The sequence below is a fragment of the Olivibacter ginsenosidimutans genome (assembly GCF_039542865.1).
Classification (GTDB): domain Bacteria; phylum Bacteroidota; class Bacteroidia; order Sphingobacteriales; family Sphingobacteriaceae; genus Olivibacter; species Olivibacter ginsenosidimutans.
In genome coordinates this window covers 99,706-124,607 of the sequence record NZ_BAABIQ010000042.1, presented here as the reverse complement: position 1 = coordinate 124,607, position 24,902 = coordinate 99,706, and the positions used below count along the sequence as shown (strand labels likewise).

Here is a 24,902-nt window from a genome sequence, read left to right as displayed (position 1 = left end):
TCGGTTAAGGGTAAGTTACTTAATTAGTTAATACGAATTTTTTTAAGGCCGTTACCTTAGCTTACCGATTACGTTGCCGCGTAATCGGTTTCTTTTCTATTCAAATTATCTACATAGGCAATTTCATTTGGTTATCAATTTTTATGGTGTTACCTTCAAAAGCGAATTTGATATCGCCCGTTTCCTCCATCATTTTTAATACTTTTGATAGCGGGACATTACGCGAAATAAATCCATTATAGCGGATATCCGGCAGGTAGCTTGCATCTATCTTTACCGCGTACCAACGAGCAAGTTTGGGAAGAATTTCTTTTAAAGGGGTTTCATTAAAGAGAAAATTTCCATTTTTCCAAGCAATAACTTCTTCTGGATCGAAGGTTTCTGTATTTCTCTTTGCTGTACGTTTATTAAAACGCAGTTTAGTTCCTGGAGTCAGCACGATCGGGTTATGGAATGTGGTGTCTCTTACCTGGACTTTTCCACTGATTAATGCAGTCTCTATAACATCTTCATCAGGATAGGCCATCAAGTTAAAATCTGTACCCAGAACATTGACTTGTTGATTGGCAGTTTTTACTAAAAATGGCCTGTTTACATCTGGTGCGATTTCAAAATACGCTTCTCCAATTAATTCGACTATTCGTTCTTTTGTATCAAATGCGATAGGGTATTTTAGTGAAGAGGCGGCATTTAGCCATATTTTGCTTCCATCAGATAATACCATGTGGAACTGCCCATTTTCAGGTACTGTAAGGGTATTGTACACGAGTGCTCCAGCGCTATTTTTTTGTGCACGATACACTAGGGCGCCTGTCTTACTCTGCTGATCATCGATCGAGGGAATATGTTCGAAACCAGCACGATGTGTTGTGTCCAATAAAATCTGTTCACCATTGGCTAAGGTAAGTGTTGCTTTATTACTTCCTGGTTGGACAGCAGCAGCATTGGTTGGATAACGTTGGAGATCGGTTTTATTCGGTATTAAGAAAATGGAGATAAGGAGTGTTATTAAGATTGTTGCGGCGATCCAATGAAATGAGGTTGTTTTATAAAAAGGTTTGTTAACTGGAATAGACTGGGGTAATGAATCGGGTAGGTCTTTGTCCATAGCAGCCTGCAAGTGTTCATCTAATACACCTTTCTTCGTTAGCTGCATGAATAACACTAATTCTTCTTTGGTGAGTTCTCCGCTAAGATAACGTTCCACCAGTATTTTATAGTGATCCTTATTCTTCATTCGAGGCCTATATACTAAAAGACAATCGAAGTTTAACGTAGGGTAGCAAAAAAATAAAATAATTGTTGAATGGCAGCTAGGCAGGTTAATAGGGCGAGTGTAATATCCAGTTTTTTTTCAATGATCATGTTTAATTTTTTCATTGCAGCAACCATATGATTCTTGATAGCATGCTTGGAAACTCCTATGAGCATTGCGGCTTCTTCATAACTTTTACCCTCTTCTCGGCAGAGCTTGAAAATTTCGGAAGTTCTTGCTGGTAAGTCGTTCATCGCTTTTTCAATGAATAGGCGATATTCCTTCATTTGTAGATCATCTACCGTTTTGTTGGTTGCCGTAGGAAAATAGGCAAGCAATTGATCAATAGCTTTTTAGTGTCCGTACGGTATCAAGCTTCGTTCTGTTGTCCCATAGTTTGACGAAAATATCTTGTGTAATATCTTCTGCCAGGGGAACAGATCGAACGTATTTTAATGTAAAATTAAAAATAGGACCCTTATAACGCGTATAAAGGTGCCTGAAAGCTTCCATATCGCCTTCCTTCATCCTCATGATGAGGTCAATATCATGCAGCAAACATGCCATCGGCTGAGTTTATATTAGTTAATCCGTGTAATCTCGTTACACATCAACTTCTCCTTGTCCTATAATAGCAAGAATAGGAAATTGATATGATGAATTATTCTTTCGGTTTAGCTAACTTGTAAGCTATTTTATCCTAAAAATAGCCGATTATAGGGGTAGGTATTGTCAATATTGCTGATGACTATGCCGATTAAATTGAATAGCAACTCGATACTTTTCAGTATCTATGCAAAGAGATTTCTATTCTTCCATAAGATGAACCAATAGTTATGCTATACAGAATCTTTTTAATGGTGTTATGGTACTATCCTTTTTTGGTGATGGGGCAATCCAAAGAAGGATATTTAACGTTATGGTACGATAAGCCAGCAGCCATATGGGAAGAGGCCCTGCCTTTAGGGAATGGGCAAACGGGTGCCATGGTTTTTGGCGGAATTAAGCAAGAGCACTATCAGTTAAATGATCATACCTTATGGTCTGGTTATCCTGAAGCAGGAAATAATCCGGAAGCTGCCAAACTATTACCGGTATTGCGCGAACAGATCTTTAAAGAAGACTATGCTGGTGCAGAAAAAACCTGGCATAAAATGCAGGGGCCTTATTCGGCGAGATACTTGCCGTTGGGCGATCTGTGGTTAGATTTTGATGTGGAAGAAAGTAAAATAACCGATTACCGTAGAGACTTGAATTTAGAAACAGCTACCACATCGGTTAGCTACCTGTTGGAGGGAGTGAAGTATACACGGACTACCTTTATCAATCATCCTTCGAAAGTAATGGTGGTGCAATTGAAAGCAGATAGGAAAGGCAAAATCAATGTTTCTGCAGGCTTAACCAGTAAATTGCATTACAAGTCCCGTGCTATGGGCAATACCCTAACCTTAACCGGAAGAGCCCCTAAGTATGTAGCTGCACGGGATTATTTGGCCGAGCAGGTGGTTTACGATGAACAAGAAGGAATGCGATTTGAACTATCGGTAAAAGTGGAGAAAAAAGGAGGAACAGTAAGTGTTACAGACACCCTGCTATCGGTAAGGGAAGCTGATGAAGTGACTTTCTATTTGGCAGAAGCAACCAGCTTTAACGGTTTTGACCAATCGCCAGGTATGGAAGGACGCCATCCAGCTGTTGAAGTTACTGCGCGATTAACAACGGCGGAAAATAAAGGGTATCAACAGTTAAGACAAGAACATGTCGCTGATTATCAACGACTATTCTGCCGCGTTTCCTTTTGTTTGGATGGAGCAAATCTTTCGCAGCTTCCTACCAATATCCGCTTAAAACAATTTGCTGCACACCCGACTGACTTAGGTTTGCAAACCTTGTATTACCAATTCGGTCGCTATTTAATGATTTCCTGCTCTCGACCGGGGAGTAGGCCTGCCAATCTGCAAGGCATTTGGAACGATCATGTCCAACCTCCTTGGGGAAGCAATTATACCCTAAACATCAATACAGAAATGAATTATTGGCCCGCAGAGAACACCAATCTTTCGGAATGCCATGAACCATTATTTGATTTTATAAAAGAACTATCTATTAATGGGGCTAAAACAGCGAAGGTAAATTATGGCATTCAAGAAGGATGGGTAGCACACCACAACTCAGATGTATGGGCCAAGACATCACCGGTGGGCGATTATGATCTGGATAAAACCTATCTTCCGCAGGCGTTCTGTTGGCAAATGGGTGGTGCTTGGCTGAGTACACACCTTTGGGAACATTATCAATATACCCAAGATCAAAAATTTTTGAAAGAGAAAGCCTATCCCTTAATGAAAGGGGCTGCTCAATTTATGCTACATTGGTTGGTTAACGATCCAAAAACAGGGTTTCTGGTAACGGCTCCTTCCACCTCGCCAGAAAATTTATTCACCGTGGAATGGAAAGCATTTCATATCAGTAAGGCGACAACAATGGATATGGCTATCGTGCGAGAGCTCTTTCAAGATGTGCTAAAAGCTGCGCAGGAATTGGATACGGATCCGGCGTTCCAAAATCAATTAACAGCGGCTTTGACTAAGCTTTATCCCTATCACATTGGACGTTATGGACAGCTACAGGAATGGTTTGAAGATTTGGATGATCCAGCGGATACTCATCGGCATATTTCACAGTTGTTTGGCCTCTTTCCCGGTACCCAAATCAACCCTTACCGAACGGATGATTTAGCGGCAGCAGCCAAACAAACTTTAATTCATCGAGGTGACGTTAGCACGGGCTGGAGCATGGCCTGGAAAATCAATTGGTGGGCGAGGTTAGGCGATGGCGAACATGCTTATACCATACTAACCAAAGCATTTAACTACATCAATCCGAACGATAAGACGATAAAGTCGATGGCTGGTGGAGGTACCTATCCCAATCTTTTTGATGCCCATCCGCCCTTCCAGATCGACGGCAATTTTGGTGCTACCGCTGGAATGACAGAAATGTTGATGCAAAGCCATGATGGCATCATTCGCTTGCTGCCGGCCTTGCCGAAAGCTTGGAAAAATGGGCAGATTAGCGGTATCAAAGCACGAGGTAACGTTGAGCTAGGAATGGTCTGGAAGAACGGTCAGCTCGAAAAAGCCCAACTAACAGCTATAAGCGGCGGTATATGTCGGGTAACCAGCAAACAAACACTACGTGTACAAGAACTGCCTGCACAAGCACAAAAAATGGATGGAAAAATCCTTATCTTTCAGGCGGAGAAAGGAAAAATATATACATTGGTTCCCTCGAAATAAATGGTTAATGATGGCAGATACAATTAAATGGGGAATGATTGGAGCAGGTGATGTCACCGAAGTAAAAAGCGGACCAGCTTTTAAGAAAGTGCCCGGATCTGATTTGGTAGCGGTAATGCGGCGAAATGAAGAAAAAGTGAAAGACTATGCCAAAAGGCACGGCATCGCACGATGGTATACCGATGCTGAGGCGTTGATTCATGATGAGGAAGTTAATGCTATTTATATCGCTACACCGCCTGCGAGCCATTGCGCATACTGCCTTATGGCGTTACGGGCGGGTAAAGCGGTTTATGTAGAAAAACCGATGACACTTCATTCGGTTGAAGCCCAAGAGCTGGCTAATGAAGTACGGCAACGGAATGGTAAATTAGTTGTTGCCCATTATCGGAGAGAACAACCTTACTTTAAGAAAATTAAAGAACTGTTGCAAGCAGGTGAAATTGGAAAACCAAGGGTCGCTACGCTGCAATTATTTAAACAGGCCCTAAGAACGCAGGAAATGGCCGATCCTAAGATGCAATGGCGCCTGGATGAAACCCAATCTGGGGGTGGTCTATTCCATGATCTGGCACCACATCAGTTGGACCTGATGATCCACTTTTTCGGCACACCCCGAAAAAGCCATGGAATGGCGACCAATCAGGCGAAGCAATATGCAGCGGATGATCTGGTGAGCGGACAGCTGCTTTTCGATCATGGCGTTTTATTTAACGGCGTATGGGCATTTGCTACCCATGAAGAGCGAGATCGTTGTGAACTTATTGGTTCAGCTGGCAAATTATCCTTTTCGTTTTTTAGTTATGAACCTATTTTACTGGAACGTGTCCAGGGACAGCAGCGTTTTGCCTTTACACCTTTGGCACACGTACAACAGCCGATGATTGAGGCGGTGGTTCGCTATTTTCAACATCAAGGAGAGAATCCCTGTCCAATAGAAGCGGGTGTAAAAGTTATGCACCTATTGGAAGATTTTACCAGAAAATAGATGTTCAACAATTGTTTTTAAATTGCCGACTTAATTTTAAGCCAGCATCTATGTTTAATTCAATAAAAAATATGTTCATTAAAAGATATATCCTTATTTTATGCTTAACCGTATGTTCTTTGCAACTCGTTTACGGGCAAGAACAACTCATTATACAGACCGATCAGACGACGTTGGTATTCACCATAGGAAAAGATAAAAAACTTTATCAAAGCTATCTGGGTGCGCGTTTGAATCCAGCAGATTATGCTAAAATAAAGGATATACGGCATGAGGCGTACCATCCGGCGGGAACCGACAATCTTTTTGAACCCGCTATTCAAGTCTTACAAGCCGATGGAAACCCTTCCCTTGATCTACGTTATCAAAAACACGACGTGCAACAAGTAGATGGGCATCAACAAACGATTATTGAATTACGTGATCCACAGTATCCTGTAAAAGTGAACCTCATTTTAAAGGCTTTCCCGAAGGAATCAATTATCACCTCTTCCGTAACGATTGAAAATGAAGGGAAAAAACCAGTTGTCTTAAAGCAATACGCCTCTTCCATGTTGCATCTAGATGCTCCAAACTATTGGTTGACGCAATTCCATGGCGACTGGGCTGCTGAAATGCGGATGGATGAAGTTCCGCTTAATTCGGGAATCAAAATTATAGATAGCAAATTGGGTGCAAGAGCCGATATGTACCAATCGCCGGTATTCTATGTAGCCGAAGATAAACCCGCCAGCGAAACGACAGGTAAGGTGCTGGCGGGTACCTTGGCATGGACAGGTAACTTCAGGTTCGCCTTTGAGGTAGATAATCATAATAGCTTACGGATCATTTCGGGGATTAATAACTATAATTCGGAATGGCCTTTGGCGGCTGGTGAACAGTTTAATACGCCAGCTTTCATTTTTACCTTTAGCGATCAGGGTAAGGGCCAAGCTAGTCGCAATTTGCATGATTGGGCGAGAAATTATGCGGTGCTGGATGGAAAGGAACCTCGGTTAACCTTATTGAATAATTGGGAAGCAACAGGAATGAAGTTTGATCAACAGAAGCTCGTGCATCTTTTTGACAATGGCGTAACGTTAGGTGTTGATCTATTCCTCTTAGATGACGGATGGTTTGGAAGAAAATATCCAAGGGATAATGACCATACCAGTTTAGGTGATTGGCAAGAAGATCCCAAAAAGCTGCCTGATGGACTAGGCTACTTGGCGAAGGCGGCGACAGATAAAGGTATTAAGTTTGGTGTTTGGCTAGAACCTGAAATGGTTAGTCCTAAAAGTGAGCTCTATGAAAAGCATCCTGATTGGATTTTGAAACTACCGAATCGCGATGAACACTATTATCGTAATCAATTGGTGTTGGATTTAACGAATCCAAAAGTGCAAGACTTTGTATATGACGTAGTGGACAAGACCTTGAGTATCGATCAACATATCGCTTATGTCAAATGGGATTGCAACCGGATGATGACCAATACCTATTCGCCTTACTTAAAGCATGAACAATCAAAAGTAGCCGTTGCCTATGTGCAAGGCTTATATAAGGTATTGGATCGGCTTCGGCAGAAATACCCACATCTTCCGATGATGTTATGTTCTGGCGGTGGTGGACGTACCGACTATGGGGGCTTAAAATACTTTACGGAATTTTGGCCAAGTGATAATACGGATGGTTTGGAGCGGATTTTCATTCAGTGGGGTTATTCCAACTTTTTCCCGGCAAACACCATCGCAGCGCATATTACTTCGTGGGGAAAGCAACCATTGAAGTTTAGGACAGATGTAGCGATGATGGGTAAACTGGGTTATGATATTGAGGTTGGCCATATGAATGAACAGGAATTGGCTTTCAGCAAACTTGCGGTAGCCACCTATAAACAGCTATCACCTATCATTTGGCAAGGCGATCTTTATCGTTTACTGAATCCTTACGAGCAACCCCAAGCGGCTTTAATGTATGTTGCGAAGCAAAAAAATGAGGCCGTGGTTTTTCAATTCGACTGGAATACCGAAAGACGTAATAAACCAGCTTATCCGGTATTATTACAAGGATTGGATGCGAAAAAGCAATATCGGGTAGAAGAAGTTAATTTGATGCCGGATAGTAAAAGTAGAGTGGATGAACATGGGGGTGCCTATTCGGGAGATTATCTGATGAAAGTGGGTTTGCATTTTAATGGTCAGCATTATGCCAGTTCGGTGGTGAAGATTTCGACGGGCGAAGGTACTACAAAATAAGTTTTAACAACCTATTGTTTTTAAATACGTTTCAGGTGTCAGGATAGATAAATTACTGATTTTGTAGTCTTTAACATTTCGTGTGATGATCATATGAATATCTTTTTCGTTTTGCGCAGCATAGTTTTGCAGGGCATCTTCAAAATCTTTAAAAGCTGAATTTAACGCATCTATTACAACTCCTTTATTGATCGTAGTAACATCAATGATGTCTATCAATAGTTTTAAATTTTTAATTACTTTTTCATGTTTAGCGGTTTTTCTTAAAAGGTAATAAATATTACTGATCATAACAGGTGTTACAAAACCTTTTAAATTCCCTTTTTCACATAAACTCAAAATTTTAGCTGCTTGATCCGAAAAAGGTTGCCTATCAAAAAAGAAATCAAGAATTACATCTGTATCAATTAGCACCCTGTTCATCATAAATATTTATCTGATAAACGGTCAGTAAGTTCAAGTTTATAATCAAAATTCTTAGGCATTTTAAATGAACCTTTTAACGATATGATTGTTGGACTTAATTCTTCCTTGTTTATTGTTTCTTCTGCAACTAATGATTTGAGGTAGTTTTCTATTAAATCAGACAGGCTTCTTTCTCGCTTACGAGCGTATTTTTTAGCCTTTTCTATGACTGATTGCTCTACAGTTAACGTTAATTTTGTTTGCATGCCTTTTGTTTTAGTTACAAAGATACAAAATCGTTTGGTATACGTGTGTTATTTTCATGTTTTTATACGTGTTTGATCCACTAAAACTCCCATGGAAATGTATGCGTATCACGTTAAAGCGTAATCCCGGGCTTTTGCTTATAATAATGCTTTTGAAAGATTCCAGGCCTGAATATGTTTAATGCCTTGATTGGAAGCGAGTGTAGTATCATCCAATGAAATTACCCATTTTTCGTAATTGTCCTTTATGGCCTCAAGTGGTGCATATTCACGTTGTATCGTTGGCTCATTTACCAAAAGGTAGGTGCTTTGCAAATAAATCAAGCGATCACCCTTGATCGCAACAAAGTCTACCCTCTTTATCCCCTAAAGTTCCGGTATAATTTATACGCAAAAAGCCTATTTGAGGAACATTGCCATTCCAGAAATTATATTTTATAAGTGCATTAAATTTTTCGTCCATACTCGAAAATTTTATATTTATACTACTTCTTCATCTTCTGTTCAAAATTTGAGACCCACCTTTATAGAAAGGTGATCAAACAATCGATAGGGAGATGTTAACATGATGTAAAGAGCAAATCGTTAATGCCGTACAATTTAGCTAAGTTTGATCTTATCATTGAACGCTAAAATAACTTAATGATTGGCTAATATAATGGTGTAAAATATCAGCAGTATGTACTAATTATGCTTTAAAACAAACCAATCATGTGGCAACAACTTAAATTACTATTATTGACACTCTTGTGGAGTTTTACGTTAATAACGCTACAGGCTCAGGAGAACGACTATCGTTTGTGGTATACAAGCCCGGCGAAAGATTGGATGCGCGAAGCACTTCCTATAGGTAATGGTTATATGGGGGCCATGTTTTTTGGCGGTATAGGTACCGAACAGATTCAGTTTTCGGAAGGCTCATTATGGTCTGGCGGTCCGGGAGCAAATCCGAAATATAATTATGGTAACCGGCCCGATGCCTGGAAGCATTTGGAGGAAGTACGTTCGCTGATCAAATCGGGTAAATTGGAAGCAGCAAATGCAATGGTGGAAAAATACATGACTGGTGTTGCTCCAGCAAAACAAGCAGGGGATAGCACGGAATGGGGTGATTATGGGGCACAGCAAACGATGGGTGATCTGTATATCAACGTTGGCCACGGTGACATTCCGGTTTCCAATTATAAACGGGAATTGGATATTGCAAAAGCACTTGGCCAAGTAAGTTATACCCATGGAAGAGACCGCTATACCCGTACGTTTTTCGGTAATTATCCTACAGGAGTCATGGTTTACCGGTTTGAGTCATCTAAACCAGAAAATTATGCCATAAGCTACCGTACGCCACAAAAGAAAAATAAGGAAAGCTTTTCCAATAATCGCTATTCCTTCATCGGTCATGTGCCAAATAATAAACAGGCCTTTGAAATGGCTTATCATGTCATTACAGATGGTCGGGTAACGTACGCAAATGGTGAAGTTACCGTAGAGGGCGCTACATCTTTGGTTATTCTTCATACTGCTGCTACGGATTATATCCTGGAATATCCTAGCTATAAAGGGGCTGATTACCATGGTGCGGTAACCCAGCGCTTGGATAAGGCCGTACAGCTGGGATATCAGTCCCTATTGAAGGAACATGAGACGGATTATACCAAACTATTTAATCGTGTTTCCTTTAACATTACAGGTAAATCTAATCGCGTACATCCCACAAATGAGCGGCAAAAAGCTTTTTTTGAAGGGGCAGAAGATGTTGGTTTTGAAGCTTTGTATTTCCAATATGGTCGTTACCTCATGATTGCAGCATCACGGCCAGGTACCATGCCCATGCATTTGCAAGGAAAGTGGAACAATAGTGTTAACCCACCCTGGGCAGCCGACTATCATACCAATATCAACGAACAGATGCTCTATTGGCCAGCTGAAGTGACCAATTTAGCGGAGTGCCATGAACCGCTGATCGACTATATTAAAAGTTTGGTGCCTCCTGGTCGGATTAGTGCACAAAACTTTTTTCATACCCGTGGCTGGATGGTTAATACCATGAATAATGCTTGGGGTTATACGGCCGTGAACTGGGGCTTGCCTTGGGGCTTTTTTCCTGGCGGGGCAGCTTGGTTGACACAGGATGTTTGGGAACATTATGAATACCAACCAGATAAGGCCTATTTAATGCAGACAGCCTATCCGATTATGAAAGAGGCCGCTTGGTTTTGGATGGATTACCTCACATACGATGAAAAAGGATATCTAGTATCTTCACCATCCTATTCTCCCGAACATGGAGGTATTTCGGGAGGAGCGTCCATGGATCACCAACTAGCCTGGGATATTTTAAATAATGGTGTGCAGGCAGCACTGGTGATTGGTGACCAGATGTTTGCCGATAGTGCTGCACGGATTCGAGATAAGATCCTGCCTCCTCAAATTGGTAAATGGGGGCAGCTGCAAGAGTGGAAAGAGGATGTTGACGATCCGAACGATAAACACCGGCATGTCTCGCATTTATTTGCCTTGCATCCAGGTAGGCAAATTTCACCTTTAAAGACTCCGGCATTGGCTAAGGCTGCAAAAGTTAGCTTAGAAGCTCGAGGTGATGAGGCAACGGGATGGTCTCTAGCGTGGAAGGTAAATTTCTGGTCACGTTTAAATGATGGTGATCGTGCTTTAAAATTATACCATTTGCTCATGAAACCCGCAGGAGGAGCCGGGGATGAGGCGACAAGCTATAATGGAGATGGTTCTGGTTCCTACGCGAACCTACTGGATGCTCATCCACCATTTCAATTGGATGGGAATATGGGGGCAACGGCAGGCATTACCGAAATGTTGATGCAATCGCATACTGGAACCATCGAATTATTACCCGCTTTACCTAAAGCTTGGAGAAGCGGAACAATTAAAGGATTAAGAGCAAGGGGAGGATTTACCATTGCTCTCGACTGGGAAAATGGTGTATTGAAGCGTGTTGATATAACAGCTGATCAAGCTGGAAAGAAAACCCTAGTTTATCGCGGGAAATCAAAGACCATTACCTGTAAGGCAGGAGAAACCTATCGGCTTACTGGGAAAGATTTTTAGCTAAATTTTGATCCTCCAATAAAAACGCCCAGTATACCGGGCGTTTTTATTGGAGGAAATGACTACTTAATAGCCAGGATTTTGGGTGAGATTTTTATTAATGTCGCGTTCTTTTTGTGGAACAGGCCATAAATAGTTCTTTGCAGGATCGAAAACACGCTTTTCAACACGTATTTGCTCATTAGAAAGGGTTAATTTTCCTGTTTTGGCGTCCACTTTACCCAATCGGGCGCCGTAAACTTCACCTTTTCTAAGCGTTTCAGCGTTTTTCCAACGCGCAATGTCGAACCACCGTAAACCTTCTAAAGCAAGTTCTACCCGTCTTTCCCTTCTTACCAGCTCACGCATAGAGCTTTGGTCGCTATACTTCGCACGATCTACTTTAGGCATTTTTGCCCGTTGCCTAATGGCATCAATGGCATCATATACCGTATTATCTATCGAACCACTTTCAATCTTTGCCTCAGCGTAATTTAGCAATACTTCTGCATAGCGGATGACAATCATATTTAAACCATTATTTTGTAACTCGGTGAAGTCTGATAGATTAGAAGTGAATTTTTTAACCAAATATCCAGTTTTGGAGTTATTATCGCCCAAGTAATAATCGGATGAGGCAGGGTCAATGGAATTATAAAATTTTCCTTCGTATGGTTCGCCCGGACAGACAATACTTGCCGTTAAGCGCGGATCACGATTTTTATAGGGATCGTTTGCGTCATAGCCAGAATTGGCTTCATCGATGGTTAAACCATTAGCCATTTCATAGTCGTCTACCAAGGCTTGCGTCGGCCCGATAGATCCCCACCCACCTAAAGAAGAAGTGACCATAACATGTAAGTTTTCGTTGGCAAAATCATTTTCCTTGTATTGAATGTCTAAGATGACTTCACTATTGTTTTCATGTTGAATTCTAAAAAGATCTTGATAGTTCGGATAGAGCGTATAGCCTAATTCCATAATTTTTTCACAGTCTGTAATACAGTTGCTATAATCGGCACGATAAAGCTCTAACCGAGCTTTAAGCGCTAGAGCAGCACCTTTAGTTATTCGGCCTACGTCATTTCCCGAGTAGCTTTCGGGAAGCCAATCGACAATCTCATCGAGTTCTTTGAGCACAAATTGTTGCACTTCTTCTTTGGGTGTCCGACTGATCGTATTGGCTTCTTCGGTAGTGAGTGACTGGGTAACCAAAGGTACGTCGCCATATAACTGCGTAAGCATAAAATACTGGTAAGCCCTTAAAAAGCGTGCTTCACCTTTTACCCGCTGTTTGAGTTCGTCACTAACAGGAGCTCGGTCTACATTCTCTAATACCCAATTGCACCGTTGAATATTTTTATATTTCCATCTATTTCTTGCATCGGGGTCTGTTGCCGTAACGTAGCCATTGCCAAGCGTAGTATAGCCTTCCCAAGGGTATTGGTTATAGGCATTGTCTGATGCGGCATCCATATAGATGATGTCGTAACCATCTTCCCAATTATTATAGCAACCGTTGATAGCTGCTAATACATCTTTTTCCGAGCTCCATAACGACTCATTGGTATAGGAGTCGAGCGGATCCCGATCTAAAAAATCTTTACTGCATGAAGTCAGCCATAAAGCTGACGAAAGTGCGATATATATGAATTTCGTTTTCATTGTCATTTTCTGGATAATGGATTAAAAGGTAACATTAAGACCAACCGTGTTAATTTTTACTTGTGGGTAGTCATAGCCACTGGCTCCTTGCGGACTTTCAGGATCAACCCAGTTATAGAAACTGCTGATGGTGAATATATTTTGCCCACTATAATAAATCCGAATCCGTTCAAGGCCTATTCTATCGGTTAAATGCTTCGGTAAGGTATACCCTATTTGCAAATTTTTCAACCGGATATATGAAGCATCTTGTACCCAGAAGGAAGAAGGATTCCTCGAGGGATCATTTTGCGTATAGGTGCTCCAAATACGTGGCATGGAAGCATTTGGATTTTCGGGAGTCCAAGAGTCGAGTAAAGCTGATGTAGGCTTACCGGTGCTACTGCTTACCTGGCCGAGCATAATGCCTTGTATATAATTATCTACTCCGGCAGCTCCTTGAAAGAAAAGCGTAAGGTCGATACCCTTCCAAGAACCACCAAGGTTTAAACCAAAGGAAACTTTAGGGAAATACGTTCCAATATAAGTTCGGTCATCGCCATTGATCACACCGTCTTGGTTAATATCTTTATATTTTAAATCACCGGGGCCGATCTCACCACCGGACTGGGTAGCATGGGCATCCACTTCTTCTTGACTTTGGAATATGCCTTCAGCAATATAGCCATAAAAGGCATTAATGGGATAACCAACGTCTCTAAATGTACCACCATCGATAATGGGACCGGTTCCATTTAAGTCGGTAATTTCATTTTTGATGAAGGCTGCATTTGCGGAGATATTATACTGAAAATCGCCAGCTGAGTTTTGGTAGCCCGCAACAAATTCAAAGCCACGGTTGCGAACTGCACCAGCATTTTGAACCGGAGCATTTAAACCGTATACCTCACCTACGGGTACACTTAATAAGATGTCATTGGTTTTTTTGTTGAAATAATCGGCACTTAAAGTAAGTTTTCCACTTAGAAAGCCTGCATCAAAACCTATTCCGGTTTCAGTTGTTTTTTCCCACCTAATCGCTGTATTGGCACCATTAACGGGAGATATACCGGTTGCGATAACGGGTGAAGCACCTCCAAATATATAATCCTGGCCGGAGCTAATAGTGGCGATATAAGGATAATAAGGATAGCTTTCGGGATAATCGTCGTTCAATTTCGTTACATTCTGATTACCGAGATTACCCCAACTCCCCCTCAATTTTAAAGAAGAGACAACGTTTTTTAACGGTTCAAAGAACGCTTCCCGATCGATGTTCCATCCAGCAGAAACGGAAGGATAAACTCCCCAACGCTTGCCATCGGCAAAGCGAGAAGACCCATCATAGCGCAAATTTCCTTCTATTAGGTATTTTCCGTCATAGTCATAGTTTAATCTTCCAAAGACCGATTGTAAGGCGAGCTCATAAGCATAACCGGTAGCGCGCTGACCAGCAATAGGACCGGCATTTAGTTCTCCCAGATTGTTGTTTAGGAAATCTTTGCGATAACCCTCGTCCCAGTCATACTTGGTGTATTCTTGTGAATAACCCGCTAAAGCTTTAAAATTATGTTTATTGAATGATTTGGTGTAATCCAATGTTGCTTGTAGCGTTGTTACGGCATTTTGGTAGTTCTGATCGGTTAAGTTATTTGGTCCTTGATACATCGATGGTTCACCAGTTATCCGGTCATAGTATTGTATATCGTGGATAAACTTTTTATTTTTATTGATCGTGACTATGGTAGCAAGCATGGGTTTAAAATGTAGATCTTTGACGATCTCCCAATCGGCATTAACCGTTCCGAAGAGGTAATGCGAAAGTTCCCTGTTATAACTGCCGGATTCCAGCCAAGCCATCGGACTTCCGTCACTGATGTAGCCATAATTACCATTTTGGTCTTTGTAGGGAACCATTGGTGCAATACGGTTAATCTGACGTACAATTTGAGAGAACTCGGGCACACCCACATAACTGGATTGTGGCTCTTCAATTTCTCCGCGTGTATAAGCTAGGCTGGCATTTACCTTTAGTTTTTTGCTAACGGTGCTATTGAGGTTTAGTCGGGAGGTATATCGTTTGGTATTCGTTCCTTTGACTAAACCATCTTGATCCAGAACACCTAATGAAAAAGCATACTGCTGTTTATCTGTGCCACCATTCAAACCCAAATAATGGTTTTGCTGTAAGCCCGTTCCGTCGTAGAATAAGCCGAGCCAATCGGTATTGGGATAATTGTAGGGATCACTTCCATCACGGAATTTTTGGATTTCCTCATCGGTATAGCGTAGCGGTTTGTTTTCGTTTTTCAATGCTTGGTTATAGAGCGCAGCAGCATCCCAAGATGGCAGGTAGTCTGGTAAAGCTGTTGCGCTTTGTTTTCCAACGTAGCCGTTATAGCTAATTTGTGTTTTTCCATCTTTTCCCTGCTTGGTCGTTATTAATACTACGCCATTAGCTGCTCGCGATCCATAAATAGCTGCAGATGCTGCATCCTTAAGTATGGAGATGTTTTCGACATCTTCTGGATTCACATTATTCATGGAGGAAATAACACCGTCAACAACGACCACAGGGTCACTATTGTTTAAGGTTCCTATTCCCCGTACACGAATACTGTTACCTTCTTTTCCTGGTTGACCATTGTTTTGTGTGACCGTTACGCCGGGCATCGTACCCTGTATCGCATTAGTCAGATTGGTTACAGGCCGGTTTTCCAATTGCTTGGCATCGACAGTAGCAACAGCACCCGTTAAATTAGCTTTTTTCTGGGTGCCATAACCGACAACAACTACTTCACTAAGCTGTTGGTTGTCTTCAACCATTGTAACATTGATTGTCTGTTTACCATCTACCGGTATTTCTTGTTTTTGGTAACCGATCATTTGGAAAACTAAAATACTCTTTGGTGGAACTTTAATGGTAAACGTACCGTTGGCATCGGTACTGACGCCGATTTTTGGATTGTCTTTGAGACTAACCGTAAGTCCGGGTAAAGGACCTTGGGCATCAACAACCTTTCCTTTAATTTGCAATTCATGTTGCTGCTGTGTTGAGGTTTGCTGAATTTTTGAACTGGCGGATGCCGCTAATTGGCTAAATGATAGCGTTCCCGCTAGTGCAAAAGTTCTACATAAGATCACAAAAACCTTATGCTTTTGCGTGTTTTTGTTCATGTGTTTGTTTTGATTAGTTATACTTAAAAATTAAAATTGTACTCATCTTTAATGGTTGTCAGCATTTTACCTGAACACGAGAATACTGCGCACCATATCGAGTGAAGCCTAGTGCAATCGACATGACTTGTTTATATCCTTTTGGGTAAAAACCCGATGATCATCAATTTTTGTGGTAGTTGTACTAGAGAAGTAGAGGTATAAAAGTTCCTTGGCTTTTCATTCTGTTCGTTTGCTTTTATATCTGAGGGGGTGAAACTAGTGTTAATCGTACACTTTTGCAAACGATTTGATAACGCAATCGATTGATTAATTTTCAAAAAATAAACACAACCGATTGCGTTCTCCTTAGGTTTGTGACAAGCTGTTTTTTTCAATAGCTTGCAGCTGTTTTGGGAAAACTAACAGCAATGTTGCCTAATCTTTTTACACCATGAATAACTATTTAATTCTCTTGTTTTCACTCTTACTTATTCAAAGCCAAGCGCAGGAGCTACCAGCAGAATTGCTGGATCCAGAGGTAGTAGCCCTAAACAGGATGCCTATGCGGACAGATGCTTTTGGTTTCGAGGGCTTTGAAACGGCCAAGTCATTTGATAAAGAACAATCACATAACTTTTTATCACTTAATGGGGCGTGGAAATTCAATTGGGTACAAGACCCGCACAAACGGCCAATCGACTTTTACAAAAGTAATTTTGACGACAGCCGCTGGGATAATTTTAAAGTGCCTGCCAATTGGGAAACCAATGGTTATGGGCAACCTATTTACGTTAATCAACCGTATGAATTTGCCGGTAGAAAAAGAACCGGGGCAAAGCTTGACCCACCCTATGACATTCCGGAAAATAACAATCCTGTAGGTTCGTATCGAAAAATATTCACCTTGCCTAACGATTGGAAAGATAAGCAGGTCTTTATTCATTTAGGTGCCGTAAAATCGGCCTTTTTTATTTGGATAAACGGACGTAAGGTGGGCTACAGCACTGACAGTAAATTGGCCGCAGAATTTGATATCACCAAATACGTAAAACCGGGTGAAAACCTGGTAGCGCTTCAAGTGTATCGTTGGAGTGCCGGTAGTTATTTGGAATGTCAGGATATGTGGCGTATTTCGGGGATCGAACGTGGGGTATATCTATATGCAACACCAAAATTGGATATAAGGGACTTCAAAGCAGAGGCTGGTCTTACCAATAATTATCGTACTGGCACGCTCAAGATTGATGCTTTGGTACAAAGCTACAAAGTAGATACCAATACGTTAACGAGTATACCAGATACCTTTTCTGTCGCTGCCGCTTTATATGATGCAAATGGCCATATGATTTATGAAGAGAAAAGCAAAGGTGTACAGTCGGTATTGGGACGGTATAAGAAAACAGTGCATTTTGAGACTAATATCCCGCAAATCAACCAGTGGTCGGCCGAGATTCCATACCTGTATACCCTTTATTTAAGTTTAAGCGATAAAACCGGAAAAGTTTTACAGGTTGTTCCGGTTAAAGTGGGTTTTAAAAGCATTGAATTAAAAGGGGCGGATGTTTTAGTAAATGGAAAACGGGTGTTTTTTAAGGGGGTTAATCGCCATGAACATCATCCGCGGACAGGCCATACGCTTAGCAAAGAAGACATGCGGAAGGATATGGAGATGATGAAAAAGTTGAACATCAATGCCGTTCGCCATTCCCATTATCCCCCAGATCCCTATTGGATGGCGCTTTGCGACGAATATGGCCTTTATGTTATAGATGAAGCCAATATTGAGTCGCATGGGCGATATTATGATCTGGAATACACTTTTGCCAATGATCCCACCTGGCGTAAAACACACTTATCTAGAATTTATCGAATGTATGAAAGGGATAAAAATCATCCATCGGTCATTACCTGGTCTTTAGGAAATGAGGCAGGGAACGGTATCAATATGTATGAAGCCTATGATTGGCTGAAGAAAAAAGATAGTCGACCTGTTCAATATGAGCGAGCCGGAGACGAATACAATACCGATATTTTGGTTCCGCAATATCCTTCACCAAACTACCTGAAATACTTTTCAAGTAAGCCGCAGAAAAGAGGAGTGATCATGAGCGAGTACGCCCATATTATGGGAAATAGCTTGGGCAATTTTAAAGAATATTGGGATGTGATTGAAAATAATCCTTCGCTGCAAGGCGGCTACGTATGGGAATGGATCGATCAGGCTTTAGATACGGTTAAAAATGGTAAACGGATTATGGCTTATGGTGGCGATTTTCCGTTGGAAGGACCGGTAGACGAAAATTTTAGCGATAATAATTTTTGCGTAAAGGGTGTCGTGACCGCTTATCGGGATTTAACGCCCATGGCTGTTGAATTGAAAAAAGTACACCAATATATTAAGAGCCGCTATGCGACCGATTATAGCCTTTGGGTAAAGAATACCTATTTTTTCCGCGATTTGCGTAACATTCAATTGAACTGGGAACTTGTAGAAGATGGGGTAGCGGTGCAGAAAGGGTCGGTGAACGAATTGGAGGTTAACCCTGGCGATAGTGTAAAAATTCAATTACCCATAAAAACCGCCCGGATTAAGGATGGGAAAGAATATTTTATAAATGTTCACTATGTCCTGAAGGAGGAAGAGCCTTTTCTCGAAAAAGGTTACGAATTGGCTTACGATCAGTTTGTTTTAAGTAAACCAATGCCTCTTGTGATAAAATCGGCAGATGCCGGCCCGTTAACATCAACCGATAAGGGAGACTCCATCCTCATCAAAGGGAAAGATTTCGAAGTTGCTTTTGATAAGCGAGCGGGCATCATGACACGGTACACCCAGGGGAAAGTAAATTTACTATCCCAAGGACCTGTGCCTGCGTTTTGGCGGGCACCAACAGATAATGATATTGGTGCAGGATATAACCGCAAACTCAGAGATTGGCGAAACGCATATGAAGAAGGCCGGATAGGTAAGGTAGCTATAGCTCAAGAAGAGAAAAGCTATGTGGTGACAATCCAGAAGGAGTTACTGGATGGCGATGCGCAAATGAGCCAGCAATATACCATTCATCCAGATGGAACGATTCTCGTGCATAACCAATTTAAAGCAGTCAACGGTAAACACCAGTTAATCATGCGGGCAGGGAATAATTTGACGGTTAATAACACGTTAACCAACATTACGTATTATGGTCGGGGCCCATGGGAGAACTATTGGGACAGGAAATCGGCTTCTTTGGTAGGCCTGTATCAACAGCAGGTCGATAAGCAATATTTTCCTTATGCCCGTCCACAGGAAAGCGGTAACAAGACCGATGTACGTTGGGTTAATTTAACAGATGCTAAAGGTAAGGGTTTACGCTTTGCATTTGTTGATAGTTTATTGAATTTTTCAGCATTGCCTTATGATTTGAGTGATTTAGATCCGGAAACAGAAAAAAAACAGTACCATTCGGGTGAATTGGTAAAGAAAAATGCTGTCTTTATGCATGTGGATTTAAAACAGATCGGATTGCAAGGGATGGATAGTTGGGGTTCTCAACCATTAGTGCAATATCGGATTCCCTTTGCTGATTTTTCTTATAGTTATCGCATAATACCGTTAAAATAGCGATTCAATAGTCTTGTTTTTGCTTAAGGTTGGGAGAAAAATCTCAACCTTTTTTTGTTTCATGTGCACAATCGATTGCGTAATGGAAATGAATTTTACGCAATCGATTTCGTGAACGAACAATTTGCATTACTATGCTGAGAACGATAATATTGTCTACGATAGAAGGAGAATTGGCTACTGCTGATCATGGTACATATGCGTATTTGACGCAATAATCTTTATGACGTAACAAATCCAAACAAACATGAACAAATCATTAGTATTACTTTTATTTAGCTTTCTTAGTCTGAACGTCATGGCGAGGCAAGAGCAAGTTACAGGAAGAGTGACCGACAGCGAGGGTTCTCCCTTACCTGGCGTTTCTGTCATTGAAAAAGGGGTGGCCAGTAATGGTACACAAACAAACGCCGAGGGTAGTTTTAGCTTGGTGTTGAAAGGCACAAGCAAAGTACTTGTTGTATCCTATATCGGTTTTGTGAGTAGGGAAGTGCCTGTAAAGGAGCAGTCGCCGATTATCATCGCGTTACAAGAAGACGTGTCTGCCTTGGAAGAAGTCGTGGTTACCGGATATGGAACCCAGAAACGCCAAAATTTAACAGGCTCAATTGCTACGGTGAGTAGTGAGAAATTACATGATGTAACCTCACCAAATGTAACGAATATGATGCAAGGTAAGGTAGCGGGGGTTGATGTAGCTACAAATTCGGGTAGGCCTGGCGCTCAGCCAACCGTTCGAATCCGCGGCAAAAGTTCTATCAGTTCGTCTGTTGATCCTTTATGGGTAGTTGATGGGGTTATTTGGCAAGGTGTTCCGAATTTAAATCCGCAGGATATTGAAAGTATTTCGGTTCTAAAAGATGCAGCCGCCGCCGCCCTTTATGGTTCGCGTGGTGCCAATGGTGTAATGGTAGTCACCACAAAATCGGCTAAAGGCGAAGGAACCAGTACGATCAGTGCAAATGCTCGTGGTGGGGTTGCGACATTTAATACGGGAAAATTTCATGTGATGGATGGACAGCAATTGTACGATTATTATACACAGTTTAGCAACCCGTCTTCGATACCGGATTATTTCAATGAAGATCTGCTAAAGACCAATACCGATTGGGTAGACCTAGGATCTCAAGATGGCCTAACACAAGATTATAATGTCTCGTATATGGGATCAACTGAAAAAGCTAAGATCTATATTGGTGGGAACTATTATAAAGAAAAAGGATCTGTAAAGGGCTATGCCTATGATCGGTTTTCTGGACGGATGAATGTAGATTATCAGTTAAGTAAAAAGTTGACGATAAAGCCAAAATTATCGGCAACATATACCAAGACCGACGACCGCCAACATACCTTATATGACATGTTTCGTAATCTTCCTTGGGATAAGCCCTACAATGAAGATGGGTCGGCAGTCAACCCCCAGGCAACCGGAGTAACTTGGTACGGAAGGGATTTAGCCAATTACTTATACGATCTGCAATGGAACTATACCAATGGTAGCAATTTCAATGGTATCGCTAATGTGGATTTGGATTACAAAATATCAGACGACTTTACTTTTATTTCGACGAATAACATCGCGTATTTAAATGCAGAATCCCTAGGGTATACCGATCCGCAATCAAACGCAGGCTTAAGTACAAAAGGGCAAATCCAGCAAATCAATGCTAAACGTACTACGCGTTTCACCAACCAGATGTTAAACTATCAGCACAGTTTTGGAAAACATCAGCTAACCGCATTGGCAGCTTATGAATATAGTGATTATCGTTATAGCGATATGGATGGTATTGGTGTAGGTATTGTGTCTGGGGCATCAACACTTAGTGCAGCTTCTGAACCGTTGAGTTTAACCGGTACCAAATTTAACTACCGATTTCAATCGGTTTTAATGAATGCCAATTATAGTTATGACGGCCGTTACAATTTACAGGCATCCTTTAGAAGAGATGGAGCTTCTCGCTTCGGTGAAGATAGCCAATATGGGAATTTTTATGCCATCAGTGCTTCGTGGAATATCCATCAGGAGTCTTTCTTTGCTGTTGATCAGGTAGATTACCTCCGTTTAAAATTAGCGCATGGTAGTGTAGGGAACACCCCTTTGTCAATTTATCCGCAGTATGAGTTATATTCATTGGCTGCGCAGTATAATGGTGTTCCAGCAGCTTATCCCAATCAGTTGGGAAACACCAATCTGGCTTGGGAGCGGGCTTATGACACCAATGCGGGAATAGAATTTGGTCTGTTTAGCCGACTGGAAGGAACCTTCGAAATGTATAATAAAAGTACAAGCGATCTATTGCATTTTGTTCCTTTACCCGCCGTTTCTGGATTTAGCGGTTATTGGGATAATATTGGGGCGGTACGTAATAGAGGCTTCGAGTTCACCCTTGGAGCTGATATCCTAAAAGGAGAGGATATCAGTTGGCATGTGGATGCAAATATTGGAAAAAACAGTAATAAAATCACCGAATTGTATAACGGTCGGCAAATCTCGGGATTCCGTATTATTGAGGTAGGTCAGGATATTGACACTTGGTATATGCGTAAATGGGCAGGAGTGAATCCGGAGGATGGCAGTCCGCAATGGGAGGTTATCGATCCAACTACTGGAGCCACCAGTTTAACAGGCAGCTATAGCGATGCGACGTTGCAGCGGGTAGGCACTTCTACACCTGATTTTTTTGGTGGTTTTGGAACCAATTTCAAGTATAAAGGTGCGTATTTAACCGCAAACTTCTCTTACTCGGTTGGAGCCGACGTTTATAATTACGGGCGGGAAACCTTTGATGCTGATGGAGCCTATCCAACCTACAATCAACAGGTGTTGAAAAGCGATTGGTCGCGTTGGACGCCAGACAATCCCAATGCTACCCACCCCAAGTTAGTATATGGCGGAAATGCAAATTCGAATAAAACCTCTTCGCGTTATATCGAAGATGCAAGTTATTTACGTTTGCGCAATGTTACCGCTGGCTATAATTTTTCAGAGGCCTTTACCAAAAGGTTGGGCTTAAAAGGGTTAAGCGCCTATGTTTCGATAGATAATTTGTTTACGATTACAGGCTATTCGGGTATTGATCCAGAGGCGGCGATTAATGGATCTGTTTTTTCACCAAGTTCGGATTATTCAGAGAAAGGAACGGGCTTTGGTGTATCCAGCGATAACCAATCGCCTTACCCCCTACCTAAAAGGTTTACGTTCGGAATTAATTTATCCCTCTAAAATGAAAAGGACAATGTTTAAAATGATTAAATATAATAAGCTGTTTGTACTAGGATTTTTACTAGCTTGTAGTGCCTGTAGCGTTGATGAAGCACCTTACGATAAGAAAACTGCCGATGATTTATTAGGCACCCAGACAGGTTTGGAAGCGGCTACTGCCGGAAATTATGAAATGATGAAAAATTGGGTTGCTGATTGGCATATCTTGCATGAATTTGCGGGAGATAATGTTTCTGTAAGTGGTACGACAACGGATAACCTATTTTATACCTATACGTATCAACGCTTACCGAATAATGAACGAACGACGAGCTATTGGACGAATTCCTACAAGGTTATTGTTGGCGCTAATAAGGTTATTGATGCCATAAGGCAACAAGATTCGATGGCCAATGCGCAATTGCTAGCAGAAAACTATTATTTGCGTGCATTGATGCATCTTCAACTGGTCGATATCTTCGGACGTCCTTACAATCAGGGGAGAGACAATCCGGGTGTACCTATAAAATTGGATGTTGATGCCTTTAATCATCCCAAAAGGGCAACGGTGGGCGAAGTTTATGACCAAGTGGAACAAGATTTACTTAAAGCGGTCGATCTTTTTACGACCGAGAAGGAAAATGTATATGCCTCTAAAGAGGCTTGCTGGGCTTTATTGTCTCGCTTGTATCTTTACGAAGAACAGAACGATAAATCGATTGATTATGCCAATCGTGTGATTAATTCGGGGAACTACAGTTTACTCCCTACGGAAGAATTAGCCGGTTATGCCACCATTCAGCCCGAGCGTAATAAAGAAACCATTTTTGCGATTAAATTCAAACCGAATGTAGATTATCCAGATAATGGATGGGGTACCATTGGGTCCTTATATGCTACGATTTTAGGTTCTGGCTGGGGAGAGATGTATGCATCTAGACCCTATCTTGAACTAGTGCGTGAATATCCCGAAGATGTGCGAAACAATTTTATTGAGCCCGTGGTAGAAAAAGAAAACGTACTTTGGGCGATCTATGTCGACGGACAATCTACCTACAAATGGAAAATAGTCACCAAGCAGGGTGATGATTATGTTTATGTAGAAAATGGTAAATCTGTGGTGCTGGATAAAAAAGCGGATGGACATGGGGGCTACCATTACTTTATCTCCCTTGATGGAGAGGCAAAGCGCGTGTTGATTGACAAGCAGTTAGCTGTTCGAAATGGGTTTCCCAAATATTATATACTTAAATGTTCAGGGCAAGAAGGACAAGCCCATTTATGGTCGCCGGTTGTTTCTCGATTGGCAGAGATGTACCTCAATCGGGCGGAGGCTAATGCCAAATTAGGCAATGATGCTGAAGCGTTAGAAGACGTTAATGTGTTAAGAAAGCGCGCAGGCATACCCAATACCGGTCTATATCAAGTAAGTAACCTGAAGGGGAAATCGGTGCTGGATGTGGTACTGGATGAAAGACGTCTAGAGCTGGCCTATGAAGGACATCGCAAGATGGATGTATTCCGCAATAAGCAGCATCTGGATCGTCATTTCCCCGGTGCACATTTGTTAGGAAGTAATCCCATTCGTGAAGTTAGTTATCAAGATAAGGCGGTAGTAGAATTTATACCAGAAAGTCAGGTTTTACTGCAGGAGGGACTAACGCAAAATCCTTAATAGAGCAGGCGCTCGATCTGTTTATAGTATCAAGACACAAGTATCAAGTACAGGATCATTATAGTCCTGTACCTGATACTTGTGTCTTACGTCTTTGGT

15 protein-coding genes are annotated in these 24,902 nt (G+C 41.6%); 7 read left to right on the top strand and 8 right to left on the bottom strand.

Going from position 1 to position 24,902, the window contains the following annotated elements:
• Nucleotides 1–109 precede the first annotated feature (109 nt).
• Genes ABD930_RS17175 through ABD930_RS21910 form a run of 3 tightly spaced genes read right to left on the bottom strand, consistent with a single transcriptional unit; the run spans nucleotide 110 to nucleotide 1,768 of the window.
• Nucleotides 110–1,237 carry a FecR family protein gene (locus ABD930_RS17175; RefSeq protein WP_345233466.1) on the bottom strand — a complete coding sequence of 376 codons (1,128 nt, stop codon included), beginning with the start codon at nucleotides 1,235–1,237 and terminating at the stop codon, nucleotides 110–112.
• A gap of 32 nt (nucleotides 1,238–1,269) precedes the next feature.
• Entirely contained in the window at nucleotides 1,270–1,542 is a 273-nt protein-coding gene (locus ABD930_RS17170; protein ID WP_345233463.1) for a sigma factor-like helix-turn-helix DNA-binding protein, read from the bottom strand.
• 55 nt (nucleotides 1,543–1,597) lie between these two features.
• Complete coding sequence (locus tag ABD930_RS21910; RefSeq protein WP_425571140.1) at nucleotides 1,598–1,768, bottom strand: sigma factor; 171 nt, start codon at nucleotides 1,766–1,768, stop codon at nucleotides 1,598–1,600.
• 323 nt (nucleotides 1,769–2,091) lie between these two features.
• Between ABD930_RS21910 and ABD930_RS17165 the strand changes: the two genes are divergently transcribed.
• The 3 genes from ABD930_RS17165 (at nucleotide 2,092) to ABD930_RS17155 (ending at nucleotide 7,779) form a co-directional block, all read left to right on the top strand.
• On the top strand, nucleotides 2,092–4,554 hold the full coding sequence (locus tag ABD930_RS17165) for a glycoside hydrolase family 95 protein (RefSeq protein ID WP_345233461.1): 2,463 nt from the start codon (nucleotides 2,092–2,094) through the stop codon (nucleotides 4,552–4,554).
• Nucleotides 4,555–4,561: 7 nt separating this feature from the next.
• Complete coding sequence (locus ABD930_RS17160; RefSeq protein WP_345233459.1) at nucleotides 4,562–5,542, top strand: Gfo/Idh/MocA family protein; 981 nt, start codon at nucleotides 4,562–4,564, stop codon at nucleotides 5,540–5,542.
• Nucleotides 5,543–5,613: 71 nt separating this feature from the next.
• Complete coding sequence (locus tag ABD930_RS17155) at nucleotides 5,614–7,779, top strand: alpha-galactosidase (RefSeq protein ID WP_345233457.1); 2,166 nt, start codon at nucleotides 5,614–5,616, stop codon at nucleotides 7,777–7,779.
• Nucleotides 7,780–7,782: 3 nt separating this feature from the next.
• On the opposite strand, the gene ABD930_RS17150 is transcribed toward ABD930_RS17155, so the two are convergent.
• The 3 genes from ABD930_RS17150 to ABD930_RS17140 all read right to left on the bottom strand — a co-directional run bounded on the left by ABD930_RS17150 (nucleotide 7,783) and on the right by ABD930_RS17140 (nucleotide 8,774).
• On the bottom strand, nucleotides 7,783–8,205 hold the full coding sequence (locus tag ABD930_RS17150) for a PIN domain-containing protein (RefSeq protein WP_345233454.1): 423 nt from the start codon (nucleotides 8,203–8,205) through the stop codon (nucleotides 7,783–7,785).
• Nucleotides 8,202–8,450, bottom strand: a complete 249-nt coding sequence (locus tag ABD930_RS17145) for a DUF6364 family protein (RefSeq protein ID WP_345233451.1) — start codon at nucleotides 8,448–8,450, stop codon at nucleotides 8,202–8,204. Before ABD930_RS17145 ends, ABD930_RS17150 begins: the two co-directional genes overlap by 4 nt.
• Before the next feature lie 138 nt (nucleotides 8,451–8,588).
• On the bottom strand, nucleotides 8,589–8,774 hold the full coding sequence (locus ABD930_RS17140) for a hypothetical protein (RefSeq protein WP_345233448.1): 186 nt from the start codon (nucleotides 8,772–8,774) through the stop codon (nucleotides 8,589–8,591).
• 387 nt (nucleotides 8,775–9,161) lie between these two features.
• Between ABD930_RS17140 and ABD930_RS17135 the strand changes: the two genes are divergently transcribed.
• Nucleotides 9,162–11,534: a glycoside hydrolase family 95 protein gene (locus ABD930_RS17135; RefSeq protein WP_345233446.1), complete on the top strand. Its 2,373-nt coding sequence runs from the start codon at nucleotides 9,162–9,164 to the stop codon at nucleotides 11,532–11,534.
• A 66-nt stretch (nucleotides 11,535–11,600) separates the two neighbouring features.
• On the opposite strand, the gene ABD930_RS17130 is transcribed toward ABD930_RS17135, so the two are convergent.
• Nucleotides 11,601–13,178, bottom strand: coding sequence for a RagB/SusD family nutrient uptake outer membrane protein (locus ABD930_RS17130; RefSeq protein WP_345233444.1), 1,578 nt, complete (start codon nucleotides 13,176–13,178; stop codon nucleotides 11,601–11,603).
• Between the two features lie 21 nt (nucleotides 13,179–13,199).
• On the bottom strand, nucleotides 13,200–16,334 hold the full coding sequence (locus tag ABD930_RS17125) for a SusC/RagA family TonB-linked outer membrane protein (protein ID WP_345233442.1): 3,135 nt from the start codon (nucleotides 16,332–16,334) through the stop codon (nucleotides 13,200–13,202).
• Between the two features lie 433 nt (nucleotides 16,335–16,767).
• Here ABD930_RS17125 and lacZ point away from each other — a divergent pair, with 433 nt between their 5' ends.
• The 3 genes from lacZ to ABD930_RS17110 all read left to right on the top strand — a co-directional run bounded on the left by lacZ (nucleotide 16,768) and on the right by ABD930_RS17110 (nucleotide 24,803).
• Entirely contained in the window at nucleotides 16,768–19,923 is a 3,156-nt protein-coding gene (gene lacZ / locus ABD930_RS17120; protein ID WP_345233440.1) for a beta-galactosidase, LacZ type, read from the top strand.
• Between the two features lie 247 nt (nucleotides 19,924–20,170).
• On the top strand, nucleotides 20,171–23,149 hold the full coding sequence (locus ABD930_RS17115; RefSeq protein WP_345233438.1) for a SusC/RagA family TonB-linked outer membrane protein: 2,979 nt from the start codon (nucleotides 20,171–20,173) through the stop codon (nucleotides 23,147–23,149).
• A gap of 22 nt (nucleotides 23,150–23,171) precedes the next feature.
• Nucleotides 23,172–24,803, top strand: a complete 1,632-nt coding sequence (locus ABD930_RS17110) for a RagB/SusD family nutrient uptake outer membrane protein (protein WP_345233436.1) — start codon at nucleotides 23,172–23,174, stop codon at nucleotides 24,801–24,803.
• The last annotated feature ends 99 nt before the right edge of the window (nucleotides 24,804–24,902 follow it).

Bases quoted from the DNA above. Each gene is read 5' to 3' on its own strand.
- ABD930_RS17175 (WP_345233466.1), bottom strand. From the start codon at position 1,237: ATGAAGAATAAGGATCACTATAAAATACTGGTGGAACGTTATCTTAGC.
- ABD930_RS17170 (WP_345233463.1), bottom strand. From the start codon at position 1,542: ATGAAGGAATATCGCCTATTCATTGAAAAAGCGATGAACGACTTACCA.
- ABD930_RS21910 (WP_425571140.1), bottom strand. From the start codon at position 1,768: ATGGAAGCTTTCAGGCACCTTTATACGCGTTATAAGGGTCCTATTTTT.
- ABD930_RS17165 (WP_345233461.1), top strand. From the start codon at position 2,092: ATGCTATACAGAATCTTTTTAATGGTGTTATGGTACTATCCTTTTTTG.
- ABD930_RS17160 (WP_345233459.1), top strand. From the start codon at position 4,562: ATGATGGCAGATACAATTAAATGGGGAATGATTGGAGCAGGTGATGTC.
- ABD930_RS17155 (WP_345233457.1), top strand. From the start codon at position 5,614: ATGTTCATTAAAAGATATATCCTTATTTTATGCTTAACCGTATGTTCT.
- ABD930_RS17150 (WP_345233454.1), bottom strand. From the start codon at position 8,205: ATGATGAACAGGGTGCTAATTGATACAGATGTAATTCTTGATTTCTTT.
- ABD930_RS17145 (WP_345233451.1), bottom strand. From the start codon at position 8,450: ATGCAAACAAAATTAACGTTAACTGTAGAGCAATCAGTCATAGAAAAG.
- ABD930_RS17135 (WP_345233446.1), top strand. From the start codon at position 9,162: ATGTGGCAACAACTTAAATTACTATTATTGACACTCTTGTGGAGTTTT.
- ABD930_RS17130 (WP_345233444.1), bottom strand. From the start codon at position 13,178: ATGAAAACGAAATTCATATATATCGCACTTTCGTCAGCTTTATGGCTG.
- ABD930_RS17125 (WP_345233442.1), bottom strand. From the start codon at position 16,334: ATGAACAAAAACACGCAAAAGCATAAGGTTTTTGTGATCTTATGTAGA.
- lacZ (WP_345233440.1), top strand. From the start codon at position 16,768: ATGAATAACTATTTAATTCTCTTGTTTTCACTCTTACTTATTCAAAGC.
- ABD930_RS17115 (WP_345233438.1), top strand. From the start codon at position 20,171: ATGAACAAATCATTAGTATTACTTTTATTTAGCTTTCTTAGTCTGAAC.
- ABD930_RS17110 (WP_345233436.1), top strand. From the start codon at position 23,172: ATGATTAAATATAATAAGCTGTTTGTACTAGGATTTTTACTAGCTTGT.